The sequence below is a fragment of the Paenibacillus sp. Soil724D2 genome, assembly GCF_001427935.1.
In the GTDB taxonomy this organism is placed as follows: domain Bacteria; phylum Bacillota; class Bacilli; order Paenibacillales; family NBRC-103111; genus Paenibacillus_E.
Window position 1 is genome coordinate 15,715 of record NZ_LMRY01000026.1, and the last position, 18,987, is coordinate 34,701.

Annotated in this window: 15 protein-coding genes; 10 read left to right on the plus strand and 5 right to left on the minus strand. The window is 46.4% G+C overall.

Annotation, left to right across the window (positions count from 1 at the left end):
* The first annotated feature begins 12 nt into the window (after positions 1-12).
* The 4 genes from ASG85_RS21475 (at position 13) to argH (ending at position 5,045) form a co-directional block, all read left to right on the plus strand.
* Positions 13-1,209 carry an acetylornithine transaminase gene (locus tag ASG85_RS21475; RefSeq protein ID WP_057303278.1) on the plus strand — a complete coding sequence of 399 codons (1,197 nt, stop codon included), beginning with the start codon at positions 13-15 and terminating at the stop codon, positions 1,207-1,209.
* 30 nt (positions 1,210-1,239) lie between these two features.
* Complete coding sequence (gene argF, locus ASG85_RS21480; RefSeq protein WP_047682143.1) at positions 1,240-2,199, plus strand: ornithine carbamoyltransferase; 960 nt, start codon at positions 1,240-1,242, stop codon at positions 2,197-2,199.
* Between the two features lie 39 nt (positions 2,200-2,238).
* Positions 2,239-3,477 (plus strand): argininosuccinate synthase, encoded by a 1,239-nt coding sequence (locus ASG85_RS21485; RefSeq protein WP_057303277.1) that lies wholly within the window; start codon positions 2,239-2,241, stop codon positions 3,475-3,477.
* A 152-nt stretch (positions 3,478-3,629) separates the two neighbouring features.
* The gene (gene argH / locus ASG85_RS21490; protein WP_057303276.1) at positions 3,630-5,045 is read left to right on the plus strand and encodes an argininosuccinate lyase; all 1,416 of its coding nucleotides are present in this window, start codon (positions 3,630-3,632) and stop codon (positions 5,043-5,045) included.
* A gap of 57 nt (positions 5,046-5,102) precedes the next feature.
* Here argH and ASG85_RS21495 read toward each other — a convergent pair whose 3' ends face one another.
* From ASG85_RS21495 to ASG85_RS21505, 3 genes are all read right to left on the minus strand, one after another.
* Positions 5,103-5,990, minus strand: a complete 888-nt coding sequence (locus ASG85_RS21495; protein ID WP_057303275.1) for a DUF4097 family beta strand repeat-containing protein — start codon at positions 5,988-5,990, stop codon at positions 5,103-5,105.
* A 3-nt stretch (positions 5,991-5,993) separates the two neighbouring features.
* On the minus strand, positions 5,994-6,698 hold the full coding sequence (locus ASG85_RS21500) for an HAAS signaling domain-containing protein (protein WP_057303274.1): 705 nt from the start codon (positions 6,696-6,698) through the stop codon (positions 5,994-5,996).
* 120 nt (positions 6,699-6,818) lie between these two features.
* Positions 6,819-8,261 (minus strand): VanW family protein, encoded by a 1,443-nt coding sequence (locus ASG85_RS21505; protein WP_057303273.1) that lies wholly within the window; start codon positions 8,259-8,261, stop codon positions 6,819-6,821.
* A gap of 575 nt (positions 8,262-8,836) precedes the next feature.
* Between ASG85_RS21505 and ftsE the strand changes: the two genes are divergently transcribed.
* The 5 genes from ftsE (at position 8,837) to ASG85_RS21530 (ending at position 14,867) form a co-directional block, all read left to right on the plus strand.
* Positions 8,837-9,523, plus strand: a complete 687-nt coding sequence (gene ftsE / locus ASG85_RS21510; RefSeq protein WP_047682153.1) for a cell division ATP-binding protein FtsE — start codon at positions 8,837-8,839, stop codon at positions 9,521-9,523.
* Positions 9,513-10,430 carry a permease-like cell division protein FtsX gene (gene ftsX / locus ASG85_RS21515; RefSeq protein ID WP_057303272.1) on the plus strand — a complete coding sequence of 306 codons (918 nt, stop codon included), beginning with the start codon at positions 9,513-9,515 and terminating at the stop codon, positions 10,428-10,430. Before ftsE ends, ftsX begins: the two co-directional genes overlap by 11 nt.
* Before the next feature lie 284 nt (positions 10,431-10,714).
* The gene (locus ASG85_RS21520) at positions 10,715-11,905 is read left to right on the plus strand and encodes a murein hydrolase activator EnvC family protein (RefSeq protein WP_057303271.1); all 1,191 of its coding nucleotides are present in this window, start codon (positions 10,715-10,717) and stop codon (positions 11,903-11,905) included.
* A gap of 91 nt (positions 11,906-11,996) precedes the next feature.
* Positions 11,997-13,460, plus strand: a complete 1,464-nt coding sequence (locus ASG85_RS21525; protein ID WP_057303309.1) for a S41 family peptidase — start codon at positions 11,997-11,999, stop codon at positions 13,458-13,460.
* 123 nt (positions 13,461-13,583) lie between these two features.
* Complete coding sequence (locus ASG85_RS21530; protein WP_057303270.1) at positions 13,584-14,867, plus strand: PDZ domain-containing protein; 1,284 nt, start codon at positions 13,584-13,586, stop codon at positions 14,865-14,867.
* 47 nt (positions 14,868-14,914) lie between these two features.
* Here the strand turns inward: ASG85_RS21530 and ASG85_RS21535 are convergent, their stop codons facing one another.
* Complete coding sequence (locus ASG85_RS21535) at positions 14,915-15,730, minus strand: flagellar motor protein MotB (RefSeq protein ID WP_057303269.1); 816 nt, start codon at positions 15,728-15,730, stop codon at positions 14,915-14,917.
* Positions 15,714-16,508, minus strand: coding sequence for a flagellar motor protein (locus ASG85_RS21540; RefSeq protein ID WP_060647721.1), 795 nt, complete (start codon positions 16,506-16,508; stop codon positions 15,714-15,716). The genes ASG85_RS21535 and ASG85_RS21540 overlap by 17 nt, the downstream gene beginning before the upstream one ends.
* A 481-nt stretch (positions 16,509-16,989) precedes the next feature.
* Here ASG85_RS21540 and uvrB point away from each other — a divergent pair, with 481 nt between their 5' ends.
* On the plus strand, positions 16,990-18,987 hold the full coding sequence (gene uvrB / locus ASG85_RS21545; protein WP_057303267.1) for an excinuclease ABC subunit UvrB: 1,998 nt from the start codon (positions 16,990-16,992) through the stop codon (positions 18,985-18,987).

Here is an 18,987-nt window from a genome sequence, read left to right on the forward strand (position 1 = left end):
GAGGGAATGTACATGACTGAAACAGGAAAAAGCTCGCTATTTCCAACCTACGCAAGATATCCAATCACACTAGTAAAGGGTGAGGGCAGCCGTCTGTGGGATGATACAGGCAAGGAATACATCGACCTGATGAGCGGGATCGCGGTGACGAACCTCGGGCACGCGCCTCAAGCGGTGAAGGAAAAGTTGATTGAACAGCTCGATCAAGTATGGCATGTGAGCAATCTTTTCCATATTCCGAATCAGGAGAAACTGGCTACACTACTTACAGATAACAGCTGTGCAGACGCGGTATTCTTCTGTTCAACTGGTGCGGAAGCGAATGAGGCTGCAATTAAGCTGGCACGTCGCTATAACCAGAAGGTTTTGAACAATGGTCGGTACGAGATTATCACGTTCAACATGTCGTTCCACGGACGCACGCTGGCGACATTGACGGCTACAGGGCAGGATAAAGTGAAGGAAGGCTTCCATCCGCTTCCTGGAGGCTTCGTCTATGCGCCTTATAACGATTTTGAGGCTGTTCGCAATCTCGTAAATGAGCACACATGTGCCATCATGCTGGAGATGGTGCAAGGGGAAGGCGGCGTACTGCCGGCTGATCCAGAGTTTGTGAAACAAATTGCAGAGCTTTGCAAGCAAGAAAATCTGCTTCTGATCGTGGATGAAATCCAGACGGGTGTGGGACGTACGGGTAAGCTTTTTGCCTATGAGCATTATGGGGTGGAGCCGGATATTTTCACGTTGGCCAAAGGCCTTGGTGGAGGGTTTCCGATCGGCGCTATGTTAGGCAAAGCGTTCTTGGCTGAAGCATTCAGCGCTGGAAGCCACGGGTCAACTTTTGGTGGAACGCCGATAGCTACGGCTGCAGGATATGCGGCTGTTGACACGATTATCTCAAATAAATTGCCTGAACGTGCTGCGGAATTAGGCGCATATACGGTGAAGAAGCTGGAGAGCAAGCTTGCAGGCAATCCGCTTATCAGCAATATTCGCGGCATTGGTCTCTTAATTGGGATTGAATGCACACAGCCAGCAGGTGAAATCATTAGCGAAATTCATAAGCAAGGTGTACTCGTGATTCCGGCAGGGCCAAACGTTATTCGTCTGGTGCCCGCTTTGACCATACCGCAAGAAGATTTAGATCAAGCCCTAGATGTGGTGTGCAGTGTCCTCTCCCAGAAGGCATCAACCATCAGCAGCGTCTAGTAAAAGTTCCGTTTAGAGAGGTTGGATAACATGAATATGGCTGTTAAGGAAGAACTGGCTGCCCAGTTAAAGGGCAAGGATTTTCTTGCTTTAGTTGATTATACATCAGAAGAAATTGAATACTTGATTCACTATGCGATTGAGCTTAAACGTAAACAAAAAGCAAGAGAGCCGCATGCTGTGTTGGCTGGTAAGACGCTGGGAATGATTTTTGAGAAATCCTCGACGCGCACGCGTGTTTCCTTTGAAGTAGGAATGTACCAACTTGGAGGTCAGGCTCTTTTCCTTAGCAAAAATGATCTGCAGCTTGGACGCGGCGAAACCGTTTGGGATACTGCACAAACACTGTCCCGTTATCTGGATGGCATCATGATTCGTACGTATGAACACCGCAAAGTGATTGACCTTGCTCGTGGATCAACGGTACCAGTTATCAATGGATTGACGGACTATGCTCATCCTTGTCAGGTTATGGCTGATTATCAGACGGTTTTGGAGAAAAAAGGCCGTTTGAAAGGTCTCAAAGTCGCCTACATCGGAGACGGCAACAATATGGTGCATTCCCTCATGATGGGTGCAAGTAAATTAGGGATGAACTTCGCGATTGCCTCGCCGGAAGGCTACGATCCCGACAAGGAAGTCATTCAGATTTCTAAAGAGAACGCAGCGCAAACTGGAGGCAGTGTCCTCCTAACTCGCGATCCACGCGAAGCGATTGAAAATGCGGACATCGTCTACACGGACGTTTGGGCAAGCATGGGCTTTGAGGCGGAGCAGCAGGAGCGGGAGATTGCTTTCAAAAACTTCCAAATCAATGAGGCGCTTGTAAAGCATGCTAAGCAAGATTACTTGTTCATGCACTGCTTGCCTGCACATCGCGGGGAAGAAGTGAGCGAGGGTGTTATTGACGGCCCGAATTCCATTATTTTTGACCAAGCAGAGAATCGTCTTCATGCGCAAAAGGCTATTATGGCCGCGACAATGATATAATAATTCGTAGCAGACATAGAAACGGAGAGATTAGTAGACATGGCTAAGGAAAAAATCGTTCTCGCCTATTCCGGCGGATTGGATACATCAGTTATTTTGAAATGGCTCAAGGAGACTTACGACGCCGAAATTATTGCTTTTACAGCGGATATCGGGCAAAAGGATGAGCTGGACGGTCTGGAGGAAAAAGCGCTCCAAACCGGCGCATCCAAGATCTACATCGACGACCTGCGCGAAGAGTTCGCGAAGGATTTCATCAACCCGATGTTCCAAGCGGGTGCTCTTTATGAAGGGCAATACCTGTTAGGCACTTCGATTGCTCGTCCTTTGATCGCGAAGCGCATGGTCGAAATCGCTCGCGCTGAAGGCGCAACAGCGATTGCTCACGGCGCTACCGGTAAAGGGAATGACCAAGTGCGCTTCGAGCTGACAGCAGCGGCGTTGGCGCCTGAGCTGTCCGTTATCGCGCCTTGGCGTCTTGAGCAGTTCCGCGAGGAGTTCCCGGGTCGCGCAGAGATGATCGCTTATGCCGAGAAACACGGCATTCCGGTTACTGCATCGGCGGCGAAGCCGTATTCGACGGATCGCAACCTGCTGCATATCTCTTTCGAGAGCGGCATGCTGGAAGATCCTTGGTTTGATGCTGCATCCGACGAGAACAAAGGCATGTACGTCTTGAGCGTAGCTCCAGAAGATGCGCCTGATCAAGCGGAGTACATCGAGCTTGAGTTCGACAAAGGTGACTGTGTAGCCATCAATGGCAACAAGTTGTCTCCTCTTCAAGTTATGGAAACCTTGAATGAAATCGGCGGCAAGCACGGTATTGGCCGTGTGGACATGGTAGAGAACCGCTTCGTCGGCATGAAGAGCCGCGGCGTGTACGAGACTCCGGGCGGTACGATCCTTTTCACCGCTCACCGCAAAATGGAATCCCTCACGATGGACCGCGATGTTATGCACCTTCGTGATTCCCTTATTACCAAATATGCGACACTTGTTTACAACGGCTTCTGGTTTGCACCTGAGCGTTTGGCGATTCAAGCGCTTGTGGGAGAAAGCCAAAAGAACGTAACAGGTACTGTACGCTTGAGATTGTACAAAGGCAACGTAATTGGCGCTGGTGTGAAAAGTCCAGTATCCTTGTACAATCCGGAAATTGCTACAATGGAAGCAGATCCGACGAAAGCATATGACCAAGGCGATGCAACTGGATTCATCCGCTTGAACGCGCTTCGTCTGAAAGTATCCTCCGGCGTAGAACAAAAAGCAAAGAAGTAATTATATAGCAGCACGGTCCGCTGGCTTTCCCTTGTGGAAAGCCTTTGGGTTGTCCATAAGCTTGTCTATTGTAAGGACTGTTCAGCAGAGAGACTTTGAGCGCTGCTCAAAGATCCCTATATTAGGTGTTAATACGAAAGGAGCCATGCACGGTGTCTAAGCTTTGGGGTGGACGATTTACGAAGAAAACCGACCAATTGGTCGAAGAATATACCGCGTCAATTACATTTGATAAAGAGTTGGCCGAGGAAGATATTGAAGGCAGCTTGGCGCATGTGACGATGCTTGGCAAGTGCGGCATTCTTCCTGCGGATGATGTCGAGAAAATCAAGGATGGCTTGCTGGCTGTGCAAGGCATGATTCGCCGCGGCGAGCTGGAGTACACGATTCAGAATGAAGATATTCATATGAATATCGAGAAAACCTTAATCGACTTGATCGGTCCTGTCGGGGGCAAGCTTCATACGGGCCGCAGCCGTAACGATCAAGTGGCTACGGACATGCATCTCTACCTGCGCAAGCGGGTGGTTGAGTTCGTAGGCCTGCTGATCAAGCTGCAAGAGGCTTTGCTTGAGAAAGCGAAGGATAATCTCGATACGATTATCCCAGGGTATACGCATCTGCAGCGTGCGCAGCCGATTCTGTTCGCGCATCACATGATGGCCTACGTCAGCATGTTCCAGCGTGACCTTGAGCGCTTGCAGGACAGCTACAAGCGCGTAGACATGCTGCCGCTCGGCGCTGGCGCGCTCGCCGGCACGACGTTCCCGATCGACCGCCATTTCGTGGCGGAGCAGCTCGGGTTCGGACGCGTGTACGAGAACTCCCTGGATGCGGTCAGCGACCGCGATTTCATCCTGGAGTTCCTCTCTAACGCGTCTATGATCATGATGCACCTTTCTCGCTTCAGCGAGGAAATGGTGCTCTGGTCCTCGACCGAGTTCGCGTTCATTGAACTCGATGATGCTTTCTGCACCGGCAGCTCCATTATGCCGCAGAAGAAGAACCCGGACGTAGCTGAGCTTGTCCGCGGCAAAACAGGCCGCGTCTACGGCAACTTGTTCGGTCTAATGACCGTGCTCAAGTCACTGCCGCTGGCTTATAACAAGGACATGCAGGAAGACAAAGAAGGCATGTTCGATACGGTTCGTACCCTGCAGGGCGCTCTTCAATTATTCGCTCCTATGGTCGCTACGATGAAAGTAAACTCGGATCGCATGAGACAAGCTGTGAACCAAGATTTCTCGAACGCAACGGATATCGCCGATTACCTTGTGAACAAAGGGCTGCCTTTCCGTCAGGCGCACGAAGTGATTGGCAAAACAGTGCTATACTGCATCCAAAACAAAAAATACCTACTCGATATGAGCATCGAAGAGTTCAAAACGTTCTCTTCCCTTTTCGAGTCCGATATTTATCAGGTCCTACAGCCAGAGCAAGTAGTTAACGCGCGTAATGTCTACGGCGGAACAGCCAGTAACCAAGTGACTGAGGCGATCGCTCGTGCCGAGCAAGTGCTTGTGCAGTCGAACGAGTGGTTGCAAGAATTTTTAGAAAAAAGCAAGTAAACGAATAGATAAAAAGCCTTCAAAACCATCGAATCTGATGGTCTTGAAGGCTTTTTGTCATCTACCGTTAACCGAGATATACCCCGTATCTGTTCGCACACTTATTTTTTTGCTGCCATCGCCGATGGTGCCTTTTGCCGAATGATGATCGGACCTTTGTACAATCAAGCCAGGAACTTCTAAATTGACACTGCCTACGTCGGAATTGAGATCGAAGCTTGCGCCTTTTGGAGTAGGATCGAGCTGAAGACGAATCGAGCCTGTATCGGCTTGAAGCGATACGGAATCTCCGATATCATGCAGCTTAGCTGTAATACTGCCTGTATCTGTTTTCATCTTTACATCGCCTTGCCCATCCTCTACATTGATACGACCCGTATCTGTTTGAAGGTTTAGCTGCTTCCCTTCGTAACGATCAATGGAAATGCCGCCTGTGTCGGTGGTGACTGTAAGCTTATCGGCTTTTACCTCTTTGAAGTTGATGCCCCCAGTATCCGAGGAAACCGTGATAGCTTTGTACATTTTTTCTGGAAGTGTGACTTCTGTTCGTAATCGGAAACCGTGATTATTGATCAGTGCTTTCAGATCTGACAAATTGAAGCCGAAATTAATTTGCGGTTTCTTCTGCGTACATACGTCTACTCGCCATACATTGCTTCCTTCTGTCGCCGCCTCAATGGTGCAGCTTTTAGCAGTAAGCTCTCCAACCGTTCCTACGAGATGTACTTTAATTTCATCTGAATTACTTGGGATAAAAGTTACTCCGGAGATGTCATTTTGAATGACTAATGTATCAATATTGGCTGCCGGAATCTTTTTTTCGATATCAATATTCGTGACACCTGCGCTCCAATCCACCTCTTTGAAAGAAACAGCTGCTCCAATAAGGCCAACCCCAAGGCAGGCAAAGCCGAGCAGTAAGAAAAATTTGACTCCACGTTTCATGGCTTAAGCCCCCTTAATTAGTTTGGCATTGAATCGGATGTACAACCAGCTTAGTTTGAAGAATTGTTTGAACAACCATGAGCTGAGCGTCGTTAAAATGATACCCAATCCGAAGCAAGCAAGCATGGCGAAACCTATGAAACGCATATCGCTGCCGACGGTTCCCATATAACTTCCGAGAATACCAACAATTGGTGAGATGATAAGCGCAAAGCCCGCTGCAAATAGGGCAATTAACGCGGCGAGAACACCGAACCATGGACCAACAACGAAAAGGAGATTAAAAAATCCGAGCATAATACTTACGATTATAGCCTTAATACTCGACTCCTGTTTAACCGGATAAGGGTATGGATTGGGGTTCACATAAGGATTCGTGCCCTGTGGAGGCGTATATGGTGGAAAGCCCTTCGTCTCAGGAGCTTGCTTAGGCGCCGCAGTCGGTTCAGGTCTAGGATAAGATTTCTCTGCCCGTTCGCCAGACGTGCTTTTGGAAGGCTCCTGCTCCGTACTAGGTGTCTCCTTCTGAGCATCCCAGTTAGGAACTCGCGGATAGCCGAGAGATTGGGCTACATCATCCTCTTGTTTGCCGTTTTCAATTGCTTTCTGAAACAATTCTTCATAAACAGACAATATATTTTGGCGCTCCTTCTCGGGAAGTCCGCGCAGTCGATAGTTTAATTCTTTGAAATAATCGATTTTGCTCATCGCCTAGCCTCCTTGTGTGCTATTTCATATTCCTATCATAATAGAAAAAAGTCATAATGACCTAGTAACTACAGTCACATGACCTTTCCTATTCGCAAAAGAGGCAGAAGCCTCTCTATATTACCGGTTAACCGGTCCTTTCACGCCGTCTTCAAGGATGGGCTGCTCTGGCGTTGAGGGATTCATTTCTTCCGACTGGATGTCACTCCGGTTGGCGGCGATGATAGTAGGCACTGGAGAATACTGATCCTTCGAGATTAATTCTTTACTGACGACCGTACCATTTTCTCTTTTGGTTCGATACGTTTCTACCTTGTAGCCGACCTTGCCGGTGCTGATAGGGCGTGTAATGCCAGGTTTCAGGCTGGAATTTTGCAAGTATTTAACCGGTGGTTGAATTGTTTCTACAATGTTGGAATCGATGTCATAGGTAATGGAAGGCGACATGTGACCGAAAAGCTTCACGGTGACGGCTTGTTCTGTTGTTATGGTTCGTATCAATAAATAGGCATCTGTGTTGTTGCGGAATTTGAAGTTAATATAACCGCTGGCGAAAGTTGCATCTTGGCCGAGTGTAACATAACTAACAGGGAGTGAATGATTGCGCCGCTCAACAATGTCTAGACCACCCCGCAAGACAGCGTTGTATAGCGTTGTAGAGACTTGGCAAATGCCGCCTCCAATGCCTGGCACGAGCTGGCCGTTTAGGATGACTGGTGCCTCCTTATAGCCGAATTTGGCCTCGGTTTGTTCAATTATCTTGCTATAGTCGAAGGTCTCTCCGGGAGCCATTAGATAATCCTGAATAGAGGCGGCTGTTGAGCGTATATTGTGAATTCTCCCTTCACCCGATGGGGGGAATGAGGTCGTAAATTCCGAAATTTTGCGATCGATACCCTGACGCTTCAATGTTTCCGTCGTTACTGCGGGGCCCTGCTCGTATAAAGGCAAGGAGAGTGTGATTGGGGCGGCATTGTGAATATAGGCAATGGAGGGAGCAATTTCTTTCAAGTGTTCAAGCAAATGGGCTGTATCGATTCTTAACACTTTACGTTCGGGCTCGAAAACGAGTAAATCTTCATTGGTTACGATTCGTTTTGCGGCAACCGGCTGAAGGCTATAGAGGTCTTTCCAAGTTTCTTTGAGTACGGTGTTTAGCTGCGCTTGGTTGACAGTGACCTCAAGCGGTATATCTGCATGACGGAGAGTCCAGCGAGCTTTTATACGTTCTATCGGAGAGCCTCCGAATAGCTGGCCAAGTGAACGAACTAGTTTTTCCGTTTGATATTGAACACCCAATTGTCCAAGTGCCAGTTTTTTATTGGGAATGTTCGTACGGGAGGATTGCAATTGAACGGGATAGGATGAGAGCAGCTGTAGGCGCTTTTCGTATTCTTGTTGAAATTTATCATAGGGCATTCCTCCAACCCGCCACCCAGCAACTGTAAAATCTGCAGGAAATGTAGGTCGAGATCCATAGTAATACAGAGCAATGCTAAACGCACTTAGTATGCCTATAAAGATAGACGCATAGAAGATAACTTTTCTAATTTGGCTTGGCATGCACAGCGGCTCCTTTGCGCTCAGATACAAGCGGTTCAGGCACAAGGATGCCTGTACTACTATATGTATCGTTAGCTAGGGGGTTTTAGTACTTGCTAGAGGATTAATCAGCAGCCCAGAAGAACAAACCATCGGACACTGAAATCGGTTATCAATCCGCCCTTATTGACATGCTAGAGGTCGTCAGGTAACCAAACAATTGGTGCTTCCAACGGAATTGCTCATTCGGTCTAGTGTAGCCGACACCTAAAATTAAACAAAATTAATGCATGACCGTCCTATGTGGGGCGGTTTTTGCGTATATTATAGTTTTCCTGTTCGACATTACTAGCGTTGGATTTCTCATATTCTCTAAGAAAATGATATAATGACGGTATTCAACAGGATTCTCAAAGCTATTTTAGAAGGAATTTCAGCTTTTGTGTCGAATGGTTAAAAGCTATCTTTACAAGCAGAGAGACTTTGAGCTGGGCTCAAAGATCACCAAAACGGAGAGACTTTGAGCTGGGCTCAAAGATCCCAAAGCAGAGAGACTTTGAGCAAGCTCAAAGATCCCTATATTAGGATGTGATATTGTGATCGAAATGCAGGACGTATGGAAAACATACTCCAACGGCACTCATGCATTGCGAGGGATTAATGTAAAAGTGGACAGCAACGAGTTTGTCTATGTTGTTGGACCTTCCGGCGCAGGTAAATCTACATTTATGAAGTTGATGTATAGAGAAGAGAGGCCGACCAAGGGTCAAATCTTCGTGAACGGTTTTAATTTGGAAAAGCTCAAACAGCGTAAGATTCCTTATGTTCGCCGTAATATTGGTGTTATTTTCCAAGATTATCGACTGCTTCCTAAGCTTAATATTTTTGAAAATGTGGCTTTCGCTATGGAAGTTATCGAGGCACCTAAGAAGCAGATTAAGAAACGCACAATGGAAGTGCTCGAACTTGTTAAGTTGAAGGATAAAGCGAATTCGCTGCCCTCACAGCTTTCTGGAGGCGAGCAGCAGCGGGTAGCGATTGCCCGGGCAATAATTAACAACCCAGCTGTCATTATCGCCGACGAACCGACAGGAAATCTCGACCCTGAGACATCCTGGGGAATCATGAAATTGATGGAGGAAATTAACTTCCGGGGAACCACCATAGTCATGGCTACGCATAACAAGGAAATCGTCAATACGATGCGTAAACGAGTCATTGCGATTGAGCACGGACTCATTGCTCGTGACCAGGTACGGGGGGAATACGGTTATGAAGATTAGTACAATTTCTCGTCATTTGCGAGAAGGTACGAAGAATGTCGTTCGGAATGGTTGGATGACGTTCGCGTCGATCAGTTCGATTGCCATTTCGTTATTTATTTTAGGTGTTTTCGTCCTTATTACACTTAATGTGAATGATATTGCAGGTCAGATTGAGAAACAGGTTGAGATTAATGTGTATCTGGAGGTTAACACTTCGCAGGATCAGATTAAGGCACTCGAATCTCAAATCCAAGCTATTCATGAGGTAAAAACCATTAAGTTTGTTTCGAAAGAAGAGGGCCTTGTTTATTTAAGGCAAAAGCTTGGTGAGAGCGGTAAAGCTTTGTTAGATGGATTCGAAGGGGAAAATAACCCGCTAAATGATGCATTCACAATCGAAGTCGATGACCCGCGAAATGTGGCAGTCGTTGCTGATCAAATCAGCGCGCTTAACATCGGCAAAGATCCAAAGCCTATTTATAAAGTTAATTATGGCAAAGGTACGGTCGAAGCCCTATTTAAGGTGACACAAATTGTTCGTTGGATCGGTATTGGTATTGTTATTCTACTTTCATTTACCGCCGTATTCCTGATCGCGAATACGATCAAAATTACGATTTTGGCCAGACGCAAGGAAATATCAATTATGAAACTGGTGGGTGCGACGAATTCCTTTATTCGTTGGCCGTTCTTTATAGAAGGTGCTCTACTCGGATTCATTGGCTCTGTGATCCCTACAGCTATTATTCTAGGCGGGTACTGGAAGCTGCTTAACACAAGTTCACTGAACTTGAATTTGCTTATGGTGGAATTAACACCTTTCGGGAAGATTGCTCCTACGATGACGGCTTTATTGTTAGGCATTGGTATGGTAATAGGGATCTGGGGGTCCCTAATCTCGGTCCGCAAATTCCTCAGGGTTTAAAAGGTGGCTAAATAAGCCCACTTTGATAACGAAGTTGATCTTGAAGCTTAATCGGCGTCGAATCTTGAATGAAAAAGGGGCAGTGCGGTACTCATGTAGCTTGCTACATCCTCCTGCCCTCATTTTCATCCAACCTTATCGGTTCTGAAAGCCGACTTTAAAAGCTTTTATTTTTATTTTTTCATTTTCAAAGATTCATAGATTAATAAGATAAGAGACTAAGAGATTCGAAAGAATAAATGATTTATGCAGTGCCAGGTTTTGATGATAGGGAGGCTACGTGCTTGAAGAAGAAGATTCTACCTGTGGTGTTGACTCTTGGGATTGCGGCTTCATTGGCGGTTCCATATGCGGGATATGCCGCTTCAACAACGGAAAAGATCGATCAGCAGTTGACTCAGCTCAAGAAGATGAAGGCGCAAGCGCAGCAGAAGGCGAATGACGCGCAGAATCAAATAACGAAGGTCCAGACGGAGAAGGACCAGGCGACCAAGGATATGAAAACGCTTGTTAATCAGGTGAATGAGGCTAGTATGAAGCTCACGAAGCTGAATGAGGAGATCGATCAGGTATCGGACACATTAGCAGATAATGCTAAACAATTGGATGAAGCGGAAGCGCGTGTGGAGAGCCGTGATCTCATGCTGAAATCCCGAGTGCGTTTGATGTATATGAACGGCTTTGTTTCGTACATGGATGTGGTACTTAGCGCGACTAGTTTTTCTGATTTCTTGAACCGTATTGAAGCTTTGAAATCTATTGTCAATCAAGATAAAGAGATACTAGAGTCGAATAAGAAAGATAAAGAGACGGTTGCCCAGAAGAAAGTAGATACGGAGCAGCAGCTTGAGAAGGTTAAGGCACTTTACGCTGACGCAGATGACCTTAGGGATGATCTGAAAGCGAAGGAGAAGGCCAAGGAAGTTAAGATTGCTTCCCTTACGAAGCAAGAGAAGGTACTTGAGGATATTTCAGAAGAAAGTGATAAACAGATTACGCAATTAGCGAAGCAAGAAGCTGACCTACAGGCGAAGAAGCGGGCTGCTAGTAATGCGAAGTCGCCTTTCACTTATTCCGGTGGGAAACTGGGTTACCCATTGGCCGTTCAAGCGCCACTTACATCTGATTTTACGAATAGAATCAACCCAGTTACAGGCAGAGCAGAGAGCCATAAAGGGATTGATTTGGGAGCTCCCAAAGGAACGGACATCCTCGCGGCAGAGAACGGCTCTGTCATCTATGCATCTTGGATGAACGGCTACGGGAATTGCGTCATCGTGGATCATGGGAATGGGTTATGGACGGTATATGGACATATTATGAATGACGGGATCTACGTCAAAGTTGGCGATTTAGTTAAACGCGGACAGAAAATTGCCGGTGTTGGCTCGACAGGTCAATCCACAGGGAACCATTTGCACTTTGAGGTTAGGAAGAATGAAGTTCCAACCGATCCTAAACCGTTCTTACGATAAGGGGACTTGGTTATAAAACGGGAATAGCTTGTCATATACTACAAACAGGCGAACCCAGATGGGTTTTAGGAAAAAGGTGGTGAAACGCGCTTTGCAATTCAAAGGACGCACGGTCATAGTATTTGTTTTGTTAGCCATGTTTGCAAGCAGTATCGTGACACTGACGATTGTGGATTCATCCTTTTCTTGGGGGCGGAAAGAGCAGCCAGCGGGCAGTACAGCCGCATCCACTGCCACTTCATCCGGGCTATCGAGTAAGGATTTGAGCAAAATCTCTACAACGTTTCAATTGATCGAGAGCAAGTATTTGAAGCAGCCGGATCATGATAAGTTGGTCAATGGTGCAATCAATGGCATGCTGGAATCTCTGGAAGATCCGTTTACTGTGTATATGGATCAGAAGGAAGCGAAGCAGTTCGATGAGAGTATTACGTCTTCTTTTCAAGGCATTGGGGCAGAGGTTTCGATTGAGGAAGGTAAATTCGTTATCGTGTCTCCAATCAAGGGATCTCCTGCTGAGAAAGCGGGTATTCAATCCAAAGACGTGATTGTCTCTGTTAACGGAGAGAAATTGGACGGGCTTACACTCAACCAAGCGGTCATGAAAATCCGCGGCCCTAAAGGGACGCAAGCGAAGCTGGATTTACTTCGTCAAGGTGCCGGTGATCCAGTGCAGGTTATCGTGGTCAGGGATAATATTGACGTTGAAACGGTTTATGGCGAAATGCTGCAGGACCAAATTGGGAAGATTGAGATTCGCCAATTCTCCTCGAATACAGCCGTCCGTTTCGCTGAAGAGCTGAAAAGCCTTGAAGCCAAAGGGATGAAAGGGCTTGTTATCGACGTACGTAATGATCCAGGCGGTCTGTTGAACGTAGTTGTGGACATCGTGAATCCTTTTGTCAAAAGCGGCAAGCCGATCGTCCAGGTCGAGAATCGGGATGGGAAGCGGGAGCCGACACCATCAACGGGTTCAGGCAAGAACTATCCGGTCACTGTACTTGTGAACAAGGGCAGTGCGAGTGCTTCAGAGATATTGGCAGGAGCGTTCCAAGAAGCGGTTGGCAGTAAGATTATTGGCGAAACTTCCTACGGGAAAGGAACCGTTCAGGTTACTTTTGAGAAGGAAATGGGCGACGGCAGCAATATTAAAATGACCGTATACAAATGGTTAACGCCTAATGGCAACTGGATTCACAAAACGGGGATCCAACCGGATATCCCAGTTGAGCAGCCAGGTTATTTCAAAGCAGCTCCGCTGTCTAAGAAAAGCGTGCTTAAACAGGATACGACAAGCGATGATGTGAAGAATCTACAGCTCATGTTATCAGGTCTGGGTTTTAACCCGGAGCGCACGGACGGTTATTTCAATGATAAGACAGTTACAGCTGTTAAAGCATTCCAACGGACAAATGGTTTACCGATGACAGGCGAGGTAGACACGGAAACAGCGACTAAAATCGAAAAATCAATTTTGGCGCAAATCCGTGAGCCGAAGAATGATTTGCAGCTGAAAGCAGCAATTGGGCAAATCCAAAAGCAAATCGGGAAATAATAAGGATCAGATATTGGAAATTCGTCGGGATGGGCAGGAAATAAGCGCTCGTAGTCGAATTAGTGTAGGAAGGTTGCTACGGCAGCCTTCCTATTTCTTTTTCATCAAGGAGCCCAGATTCGTATGGATGTGTTGATTCAACTCTTGGACAGACTGCTGCATGCTGTGGGGCAGTTGTTTGCGAATCCTTTTTACTATATAGGAATTCTATTTATTGTGCTGCACTATCGGAAGCAGATTCAGATGGAACGTAAGCTTTTTCACACGCGCTTGCATTCTTTATTGAGTGAGACGTGGCGCACTGTACTATGGGGATGGCTAGGCGGTCTCAGTGCCTCCATACTTATGCTCTTCGTAGGTGTTAATATTGAAGCGAATACGGTAATTCTCTTATGGGTCCTTTCGATTATTCTAGTGATGATGCGCGTTAGATTCTTGTGTCTGGCTTATGCGGTAGGTATTTTGGGAATCGCGCAAGTGATTCTTTCGTGGATACCGAATGCAGCCAGTCTTCAGGAGGCGGTACCGATTCTGGACATTGTAGTTGGCGCGGATATTCCTTCCTTGCTGGTCATTGTCGCCGTACTTCATCTTCTAGAAGGGACGCTCGTCGGCTTTCAAGGGGCACGTATGGCAACACCGTTGTTCCTCGAAGGAAGACGAGGGCAGATTATCGGCGGGCAACAACTGCAAGGCTTCTGGCCTGTCCCTTTGTTCTTGCTCGTTCCTATGTCAGGGGGAAGTATACAAGCTCTTCCATGGGAAACACTGTTTGGTTCGAACCTCGCGTCAGGATGGACACTTCTTGCCTTTCCGGCAATGATCGGCTTTACGGAGCTAACGATATCGAAGCTCCCTCGTAAGCAAGCTCGTTTCAGCGCAAGCTTACTCTACTTATATGGCATCACCCTGTTAGTTATAGCTATAGCCGCCCATTTCTGGTCGCCGATTCTGCTTGTAGGAGCCGTATTAAGCATTACTTTACATGAAGGATTGATTCGGTATAACCACTGGGTTGAAGATAAGCTGGTGCCGTTCTACGTGCACTCACAGCGAGGTCTTATGGTGTTGTCGGTAGTGCCAAACAGTCCTGCCCACGAGTTAGGTATTCAAACTGGCGAACTCATTCATAAGGTGAACGGTCACAAAATCAAGACTAAAACCGATCTGCACGTTGCCATGGGGCTGAATTCCGCCTTTTGCAGGCTGGAAGTGCTGAATGAGCAAGATGAGGTACGCTTCTTACAGCGAGCGATTTACTCTGGCGATCATCATCAATTAGGTATTATTTTAGCTCCGGATCAGGATGCATTGTACTTCCTAGAGCAAAAACCTCTGCACCTGTTTTCCTATTTGCGAAGTAAACTAACCGGCTTGTTATCCAATGATTCGACGAAATCCATGTGATTAAAAAAAGACCCTATCCTCTCGTTTGAAAGAGGAAGGGTCTTTGCTTATTTAACCGTTGTTGTTGGAGAAAGCCCATCACGCAGTACGATAATTTCAACGCGGCGATTTTTGCTGCGGTTCTCATCGCTGGTGTTGGCTACTTTTGGCATCGTATCGGCATATGCGGTAGCAATAAATTTGTTGTTATCCAGCTTGGCTGTATCGCTAAAATAGCGAAGAACCGAAAGGGAACGGGCGAAGGATAAGCCCCAGTTATCTTTGAAAGGAGAACCTGTAGCCAGCGGTAAGTTGTCGGTATGACCTTCAATGCTAATCTTGCTGTTCAACGTAGGGATAAGTGAAGCAAGCTTCTGCAGAATAGGAAAGGAGGCCGCTTTCAGATCCGCTTTTCCTAGGTCGAATAGGAATAAGTCGTTAAGGGTGATAGCCACACCGCGTTCTGTATCACTGGCAGACACTTGTGCCTCCAGATTCTGATCCTTAATATAAGCTTGGACTTGTTTTAAAAGATCCTGAAGTTCCTTTTCGCGCTTCTCTTTTTCATTCTCTTCAGGCTTTGTTTTATCTTTCTCTTCCTTCTGATCGTCCTGGCTCTGATTCTGGTTCTGCGGTGTCTGGGCATCGCCTTGCTTAGGGGTCATTTGACCGCTTACGCCAAAGCCTTTATCCAAAACCGAGTCAGCTTTCTGGAATTGCATGTTTAAGGCTTGGGCCAGAACGGAATACTTTTGAACATCGACTTTACTCATTGCATACATAATAATGAAGAAAACGAGCAGAAGGGTGATTAAATCAGCGTAAGTAATGAGCCATCTCTCATGATTGACGTGTTCCTCGTGCTTCTTACCTCTCCGCGCCATTGTCGACATCCTCCTCTACGACTTTCTTCGTTGATTTATCGTGGAGGAAGGAATTCAGTTTTTTCTTAATTAACTGTGGATTCTCACCAGCTTGAAGGGCAAGAATTCCTTCTAACATCAGTTCCATTTCGGAAACCATTTCTTTACCGCGAACCTTAATTTTATTAGCAATCGGAAGATAGACCAAGTTGGCGCTCATAACACCGTATAAAGTGGCTGTGAAAGCAACGGCAATGGCGGGACCGAGACTGGAGGGGTCGTCGAGATTACCGAGAACGTGAATGAGCCCCATAACGGTACCGATAATTCCCATGGTTGGAGCATATCCGCCTCCGGCTTCAAACACCTTTGACATATTGTTAACCTGGTGTTCAATAGCATCCATCTCTAGTTCTAGAATTTGTCTGGTCAACTCAGGATCAGTTCCATCCACCACCATAAGTAAGCCATCTTTAAGGAACGGATTTGTATGCTCCTGTGCACGCTGCTCAAGGGCTAGTACTCCTTCTCGACGAGCGATAGAGGCCATATCCACAAGTTCATCAATCGTTGCCCCCGGATCTCTTTTAACTTCTTTGAAGGCAATGCCTAGAGCTTTAGGTATTTTGGCTAAAATAGAGAGCGGAAAGCTGATGGCTACTGCGCCAAAGGTTCCGCCGAAAACGATCAGCATGGCACTCGGGATGATCAATGAACTAATATGACCGCCATCCCACATGTACCCGCCGACTAAACCTACAAGACCCAATACTAATCCTAAAACTGTTGTCAAATCCATGACTGTACCACTCCTAATTAGCATAAAAAGAATAGGAACCATAAAGCAACCAGATAAGTTCGTTGGAGTCGTTCTCCACAAAATTTATACAGGCCGTAACAGATATTGCCGTTTGCATCCATGATTCAAAAAGAGTATAATGGAAAAACCAGAACAAACATTCTTATGATGGATGAATTTAGAGAATCCTTCATATTTGTGGCGAATAAGTTCCATAAACTTCTATATCGGAAATAGCATAAGGAAAGTTAATAGGATAAAAGTTCGATTTATTTCGATAAAATGTAGGTTTAAAAAGTTCGCTTTCAGAACCGAGAAGGTTGGAGGAAGTACGGAGAAGGAGGAACGAAGTGTAGAGATTTGCTACATGGGTACCGGACTTCCCGGTTTCGTTCAAGATTCGATGCCGAGTTGCTTCCTGAATGACTTTGTTATGAGAGTCAACTTTTTAAACAACCACTATAAGTGTAGGTGATTATTGATGAGTGAACTTGTAATTAGTTCTAAGAAGTTTGAACTTGTATCCGATTTTTCTCCGCAAGGTGATCAGCCTCAAGCGATTGAGGAAATTGTTCAAAGTATACAAGCGGGAAATAAGCATCAGACGCTCTTGGGTGCGACGGGAACGGGAAAAACGTTCACAGCGGCGCAAGTCATTGCCAAATTGAACCGTCCAACCCTAATTATTGCGCATAACAAAACGTTAGCCGCACAGTTGTGCAGTGAATTTAAAGAATTCTTCCCTCATAATGCCGTCTCCTACTTCGTTAGTTACTATGATTACTACCAACCAGAAGCCTACATTGCCTCCTCTGACACCTACATCGAGAAAGATTCCAGCATCAATGAAGAGATTGATAAGCTTCGTCACTCAGCGACAAGCTCGTTATTTGAACGCCGTGACGTTATTGTCGTGGCGAGCGTGTCGTGTATTTACGGCTTGGGTTCGCCAATTGAATATGGCAATATGCTGCTTTCTTTACGTGTAGGGATGGAGAAATCACGCAATGAGATTTTACACAAGCTCGTGGATATTCAATATCAGCGGAATGATTTGAATTTTGTGCGCGGCACGTTTCGCGTGCGCGGAGATGTTGTTGAGATTTTCCCAGCGTCGCATGGCGAGCAAGCGGTGAGAGTTGAGTTGTTTGGTGACGAAATCGAACGGATTACGGAAATTAATGTGCTCACCGGCGAGATTATCGGCGAACGCGAGCATATCGCGATTTTCCCAGCGTCTCACTTTGTGACGCATGAAGATACGATGAAACGCGCTCTCGTGAATATTGAACGTGAGCTTGAGGAGCGTCTTGCTGAGCTGAAAGAGCAAGGGAAGCTGCTCGAAGCACAAAGGCTTGAACAGCGGACTCGTTACGATATGGAAATGATGCAAGAGATGGGCTTCTGCAATGGGATTGAGAATTACTCAGGACCGCTGACTTTCCGTGAGCGAGGGGCTACGCCTTATACACTTTTGGATTATTTCCCGGACGACATGCTCTTTATGGTCGATGAATCTCATGTGACTTTGCCGCAAATTCGCGCGATGTACAATGGAGATAGAGCGAGAAAAGAAGTATTGGTTGATCATGGTTTCCGTTTGCCATCTGCACTGGATAACCGACCTTTACGCTTTGAGGAGTTTGAGGAGAAAGTCAGCCAAATTTTATATATATCAGCTACGCCTGGACCTTATGAGCTGGAACATTGTCCACAAATGACACAACAAATTATTCGTCCTACAGGGTTACTGGATCCTATTATTGAGGTAAGACCAACCAAAGGACAAATTGATGATTTAATAGCGGAAATTCATGATCGAATTCGTAAAGATGAGCGGGTGCTCGTTACTACCTTAACGAAAAAGATGTCGGAAGATTTAACCGATTACTTTAAGGAAATAGGGATTAAGGTTCGATACTTGCACTCGGATATCAAGACATTTGAACGTATGCAGATTTTACGTGATTTGCGGTTGGGGACTTTCCATGTTCTTGTGGGGATTAACCTCCTCAGGGAAGGGCTTGATTTACCTGAGGTTTCGTTGGTCGCTATTCTAGATGCGGACAAAGAAGGGTTCCTACGTTCGGAACGATCGCTGATTCAAACCATCGGCCGTGCCGCGAGGAATTCAGACGGACGTGTCATTATGTATGGAGATAAAATAACAGACTCCATGCAGAAAGCGATCTATGAGACGAGTCGCCGTCGAAGTTTGCAAGAAGCGCATAATGAGAAGCTGGGGATCACACCGCAAACGATTGCCAAGAAAATTCGCGATGTCATTGAAGCTACGAAAGTGGCTGAACAGAAAGCGGATTATCTGGCTGATGTGAAGGGTGCGAAGATGTCGAAGAAGGATCGCGCGTCGCTGATCGAGCGTTTGGAAGGCGAGATGAAAGAGGCTGCGAAGAACCTGCAGTTCGAACGTGCCGCGCAGCTGCGTGATGCTATTATGGAAATGAAAGCTGACGCCTAG

Coding starts and splice junctions, on each gene's coding strand:
- ASG85_RS21475 (WP_057303278.1), top strand. CDS start 13: ATGACTGAAACAGGAAAAAGCTCGCTATTTCCAACCTACGCAAGATAT.
- argF (WP_047682143.1), top strand. CDS start 1,240: ATGAATATGGCTGTTAAGGAAGAACTGGCTGCCCAGTTAAAGGGCAAG.
- ASG85_RS21485 (WP_057303277.1), top strand. CDS start 2,239: ATGGCTAAGGAAAAAATCGTTCTCGCCTATTCCGGCGGATTGGATACA.
- ASG85_RS21495 (WP_057303275.1), bottom strand. CDS start 5,990: ATGAAACGTGGAGTCAAATTTTTCTTACTGCTCGGCTTTGCCTGCCTT.
- ASG85_RS21500 (WP_057303274.1), bottom strand. CDS start 6,698: ATGAGCAAAATCGATTATTTCAAAGAATTAAACTATCGACTGCGCGGA.
- ASG85_RS21505 (WP_057303273.1), bottom strand. CDS start 8,261: ATGCCAAGCCAAATTAGAAAAGTTATCTTCTATGCGTCTATCTTTATA.
- ftsX (WP_057303272.1), top strand. CDS start 9,513: ATGAAGATTAGTACAATTTCTCGTCATTTGCGAGAAGGTACGAAGAAT.
- ASG85_RS21530 (WP_057303270.1), top strand. CDS start 13,584: ATGGATGTGTTGATTCAACTCTTGGACAGACTGCTGCATGCTGTGGGG.
- ASG85_RS21535 (WP_057303269.1), bottom strand. CDS start 15,730: ATGGCGCGGAGAGGTAAGAAGCACGAGGAACACGTCAATCATGAGAGA.
- ASG85_RS21540 (WP_060647721.1), bottom strand. CDS start 16,508: ATGGATTTGACAACAGTTTTAGGATTAGTATTGGGTCTTGTAGGTTTA.
- uvrB (WP_057303267.1), top strand. CDS start 16,990: ATGAGTGAACTTGTAATTAGTTCTAAGAAGTTTGAACTTGTATCCGAT.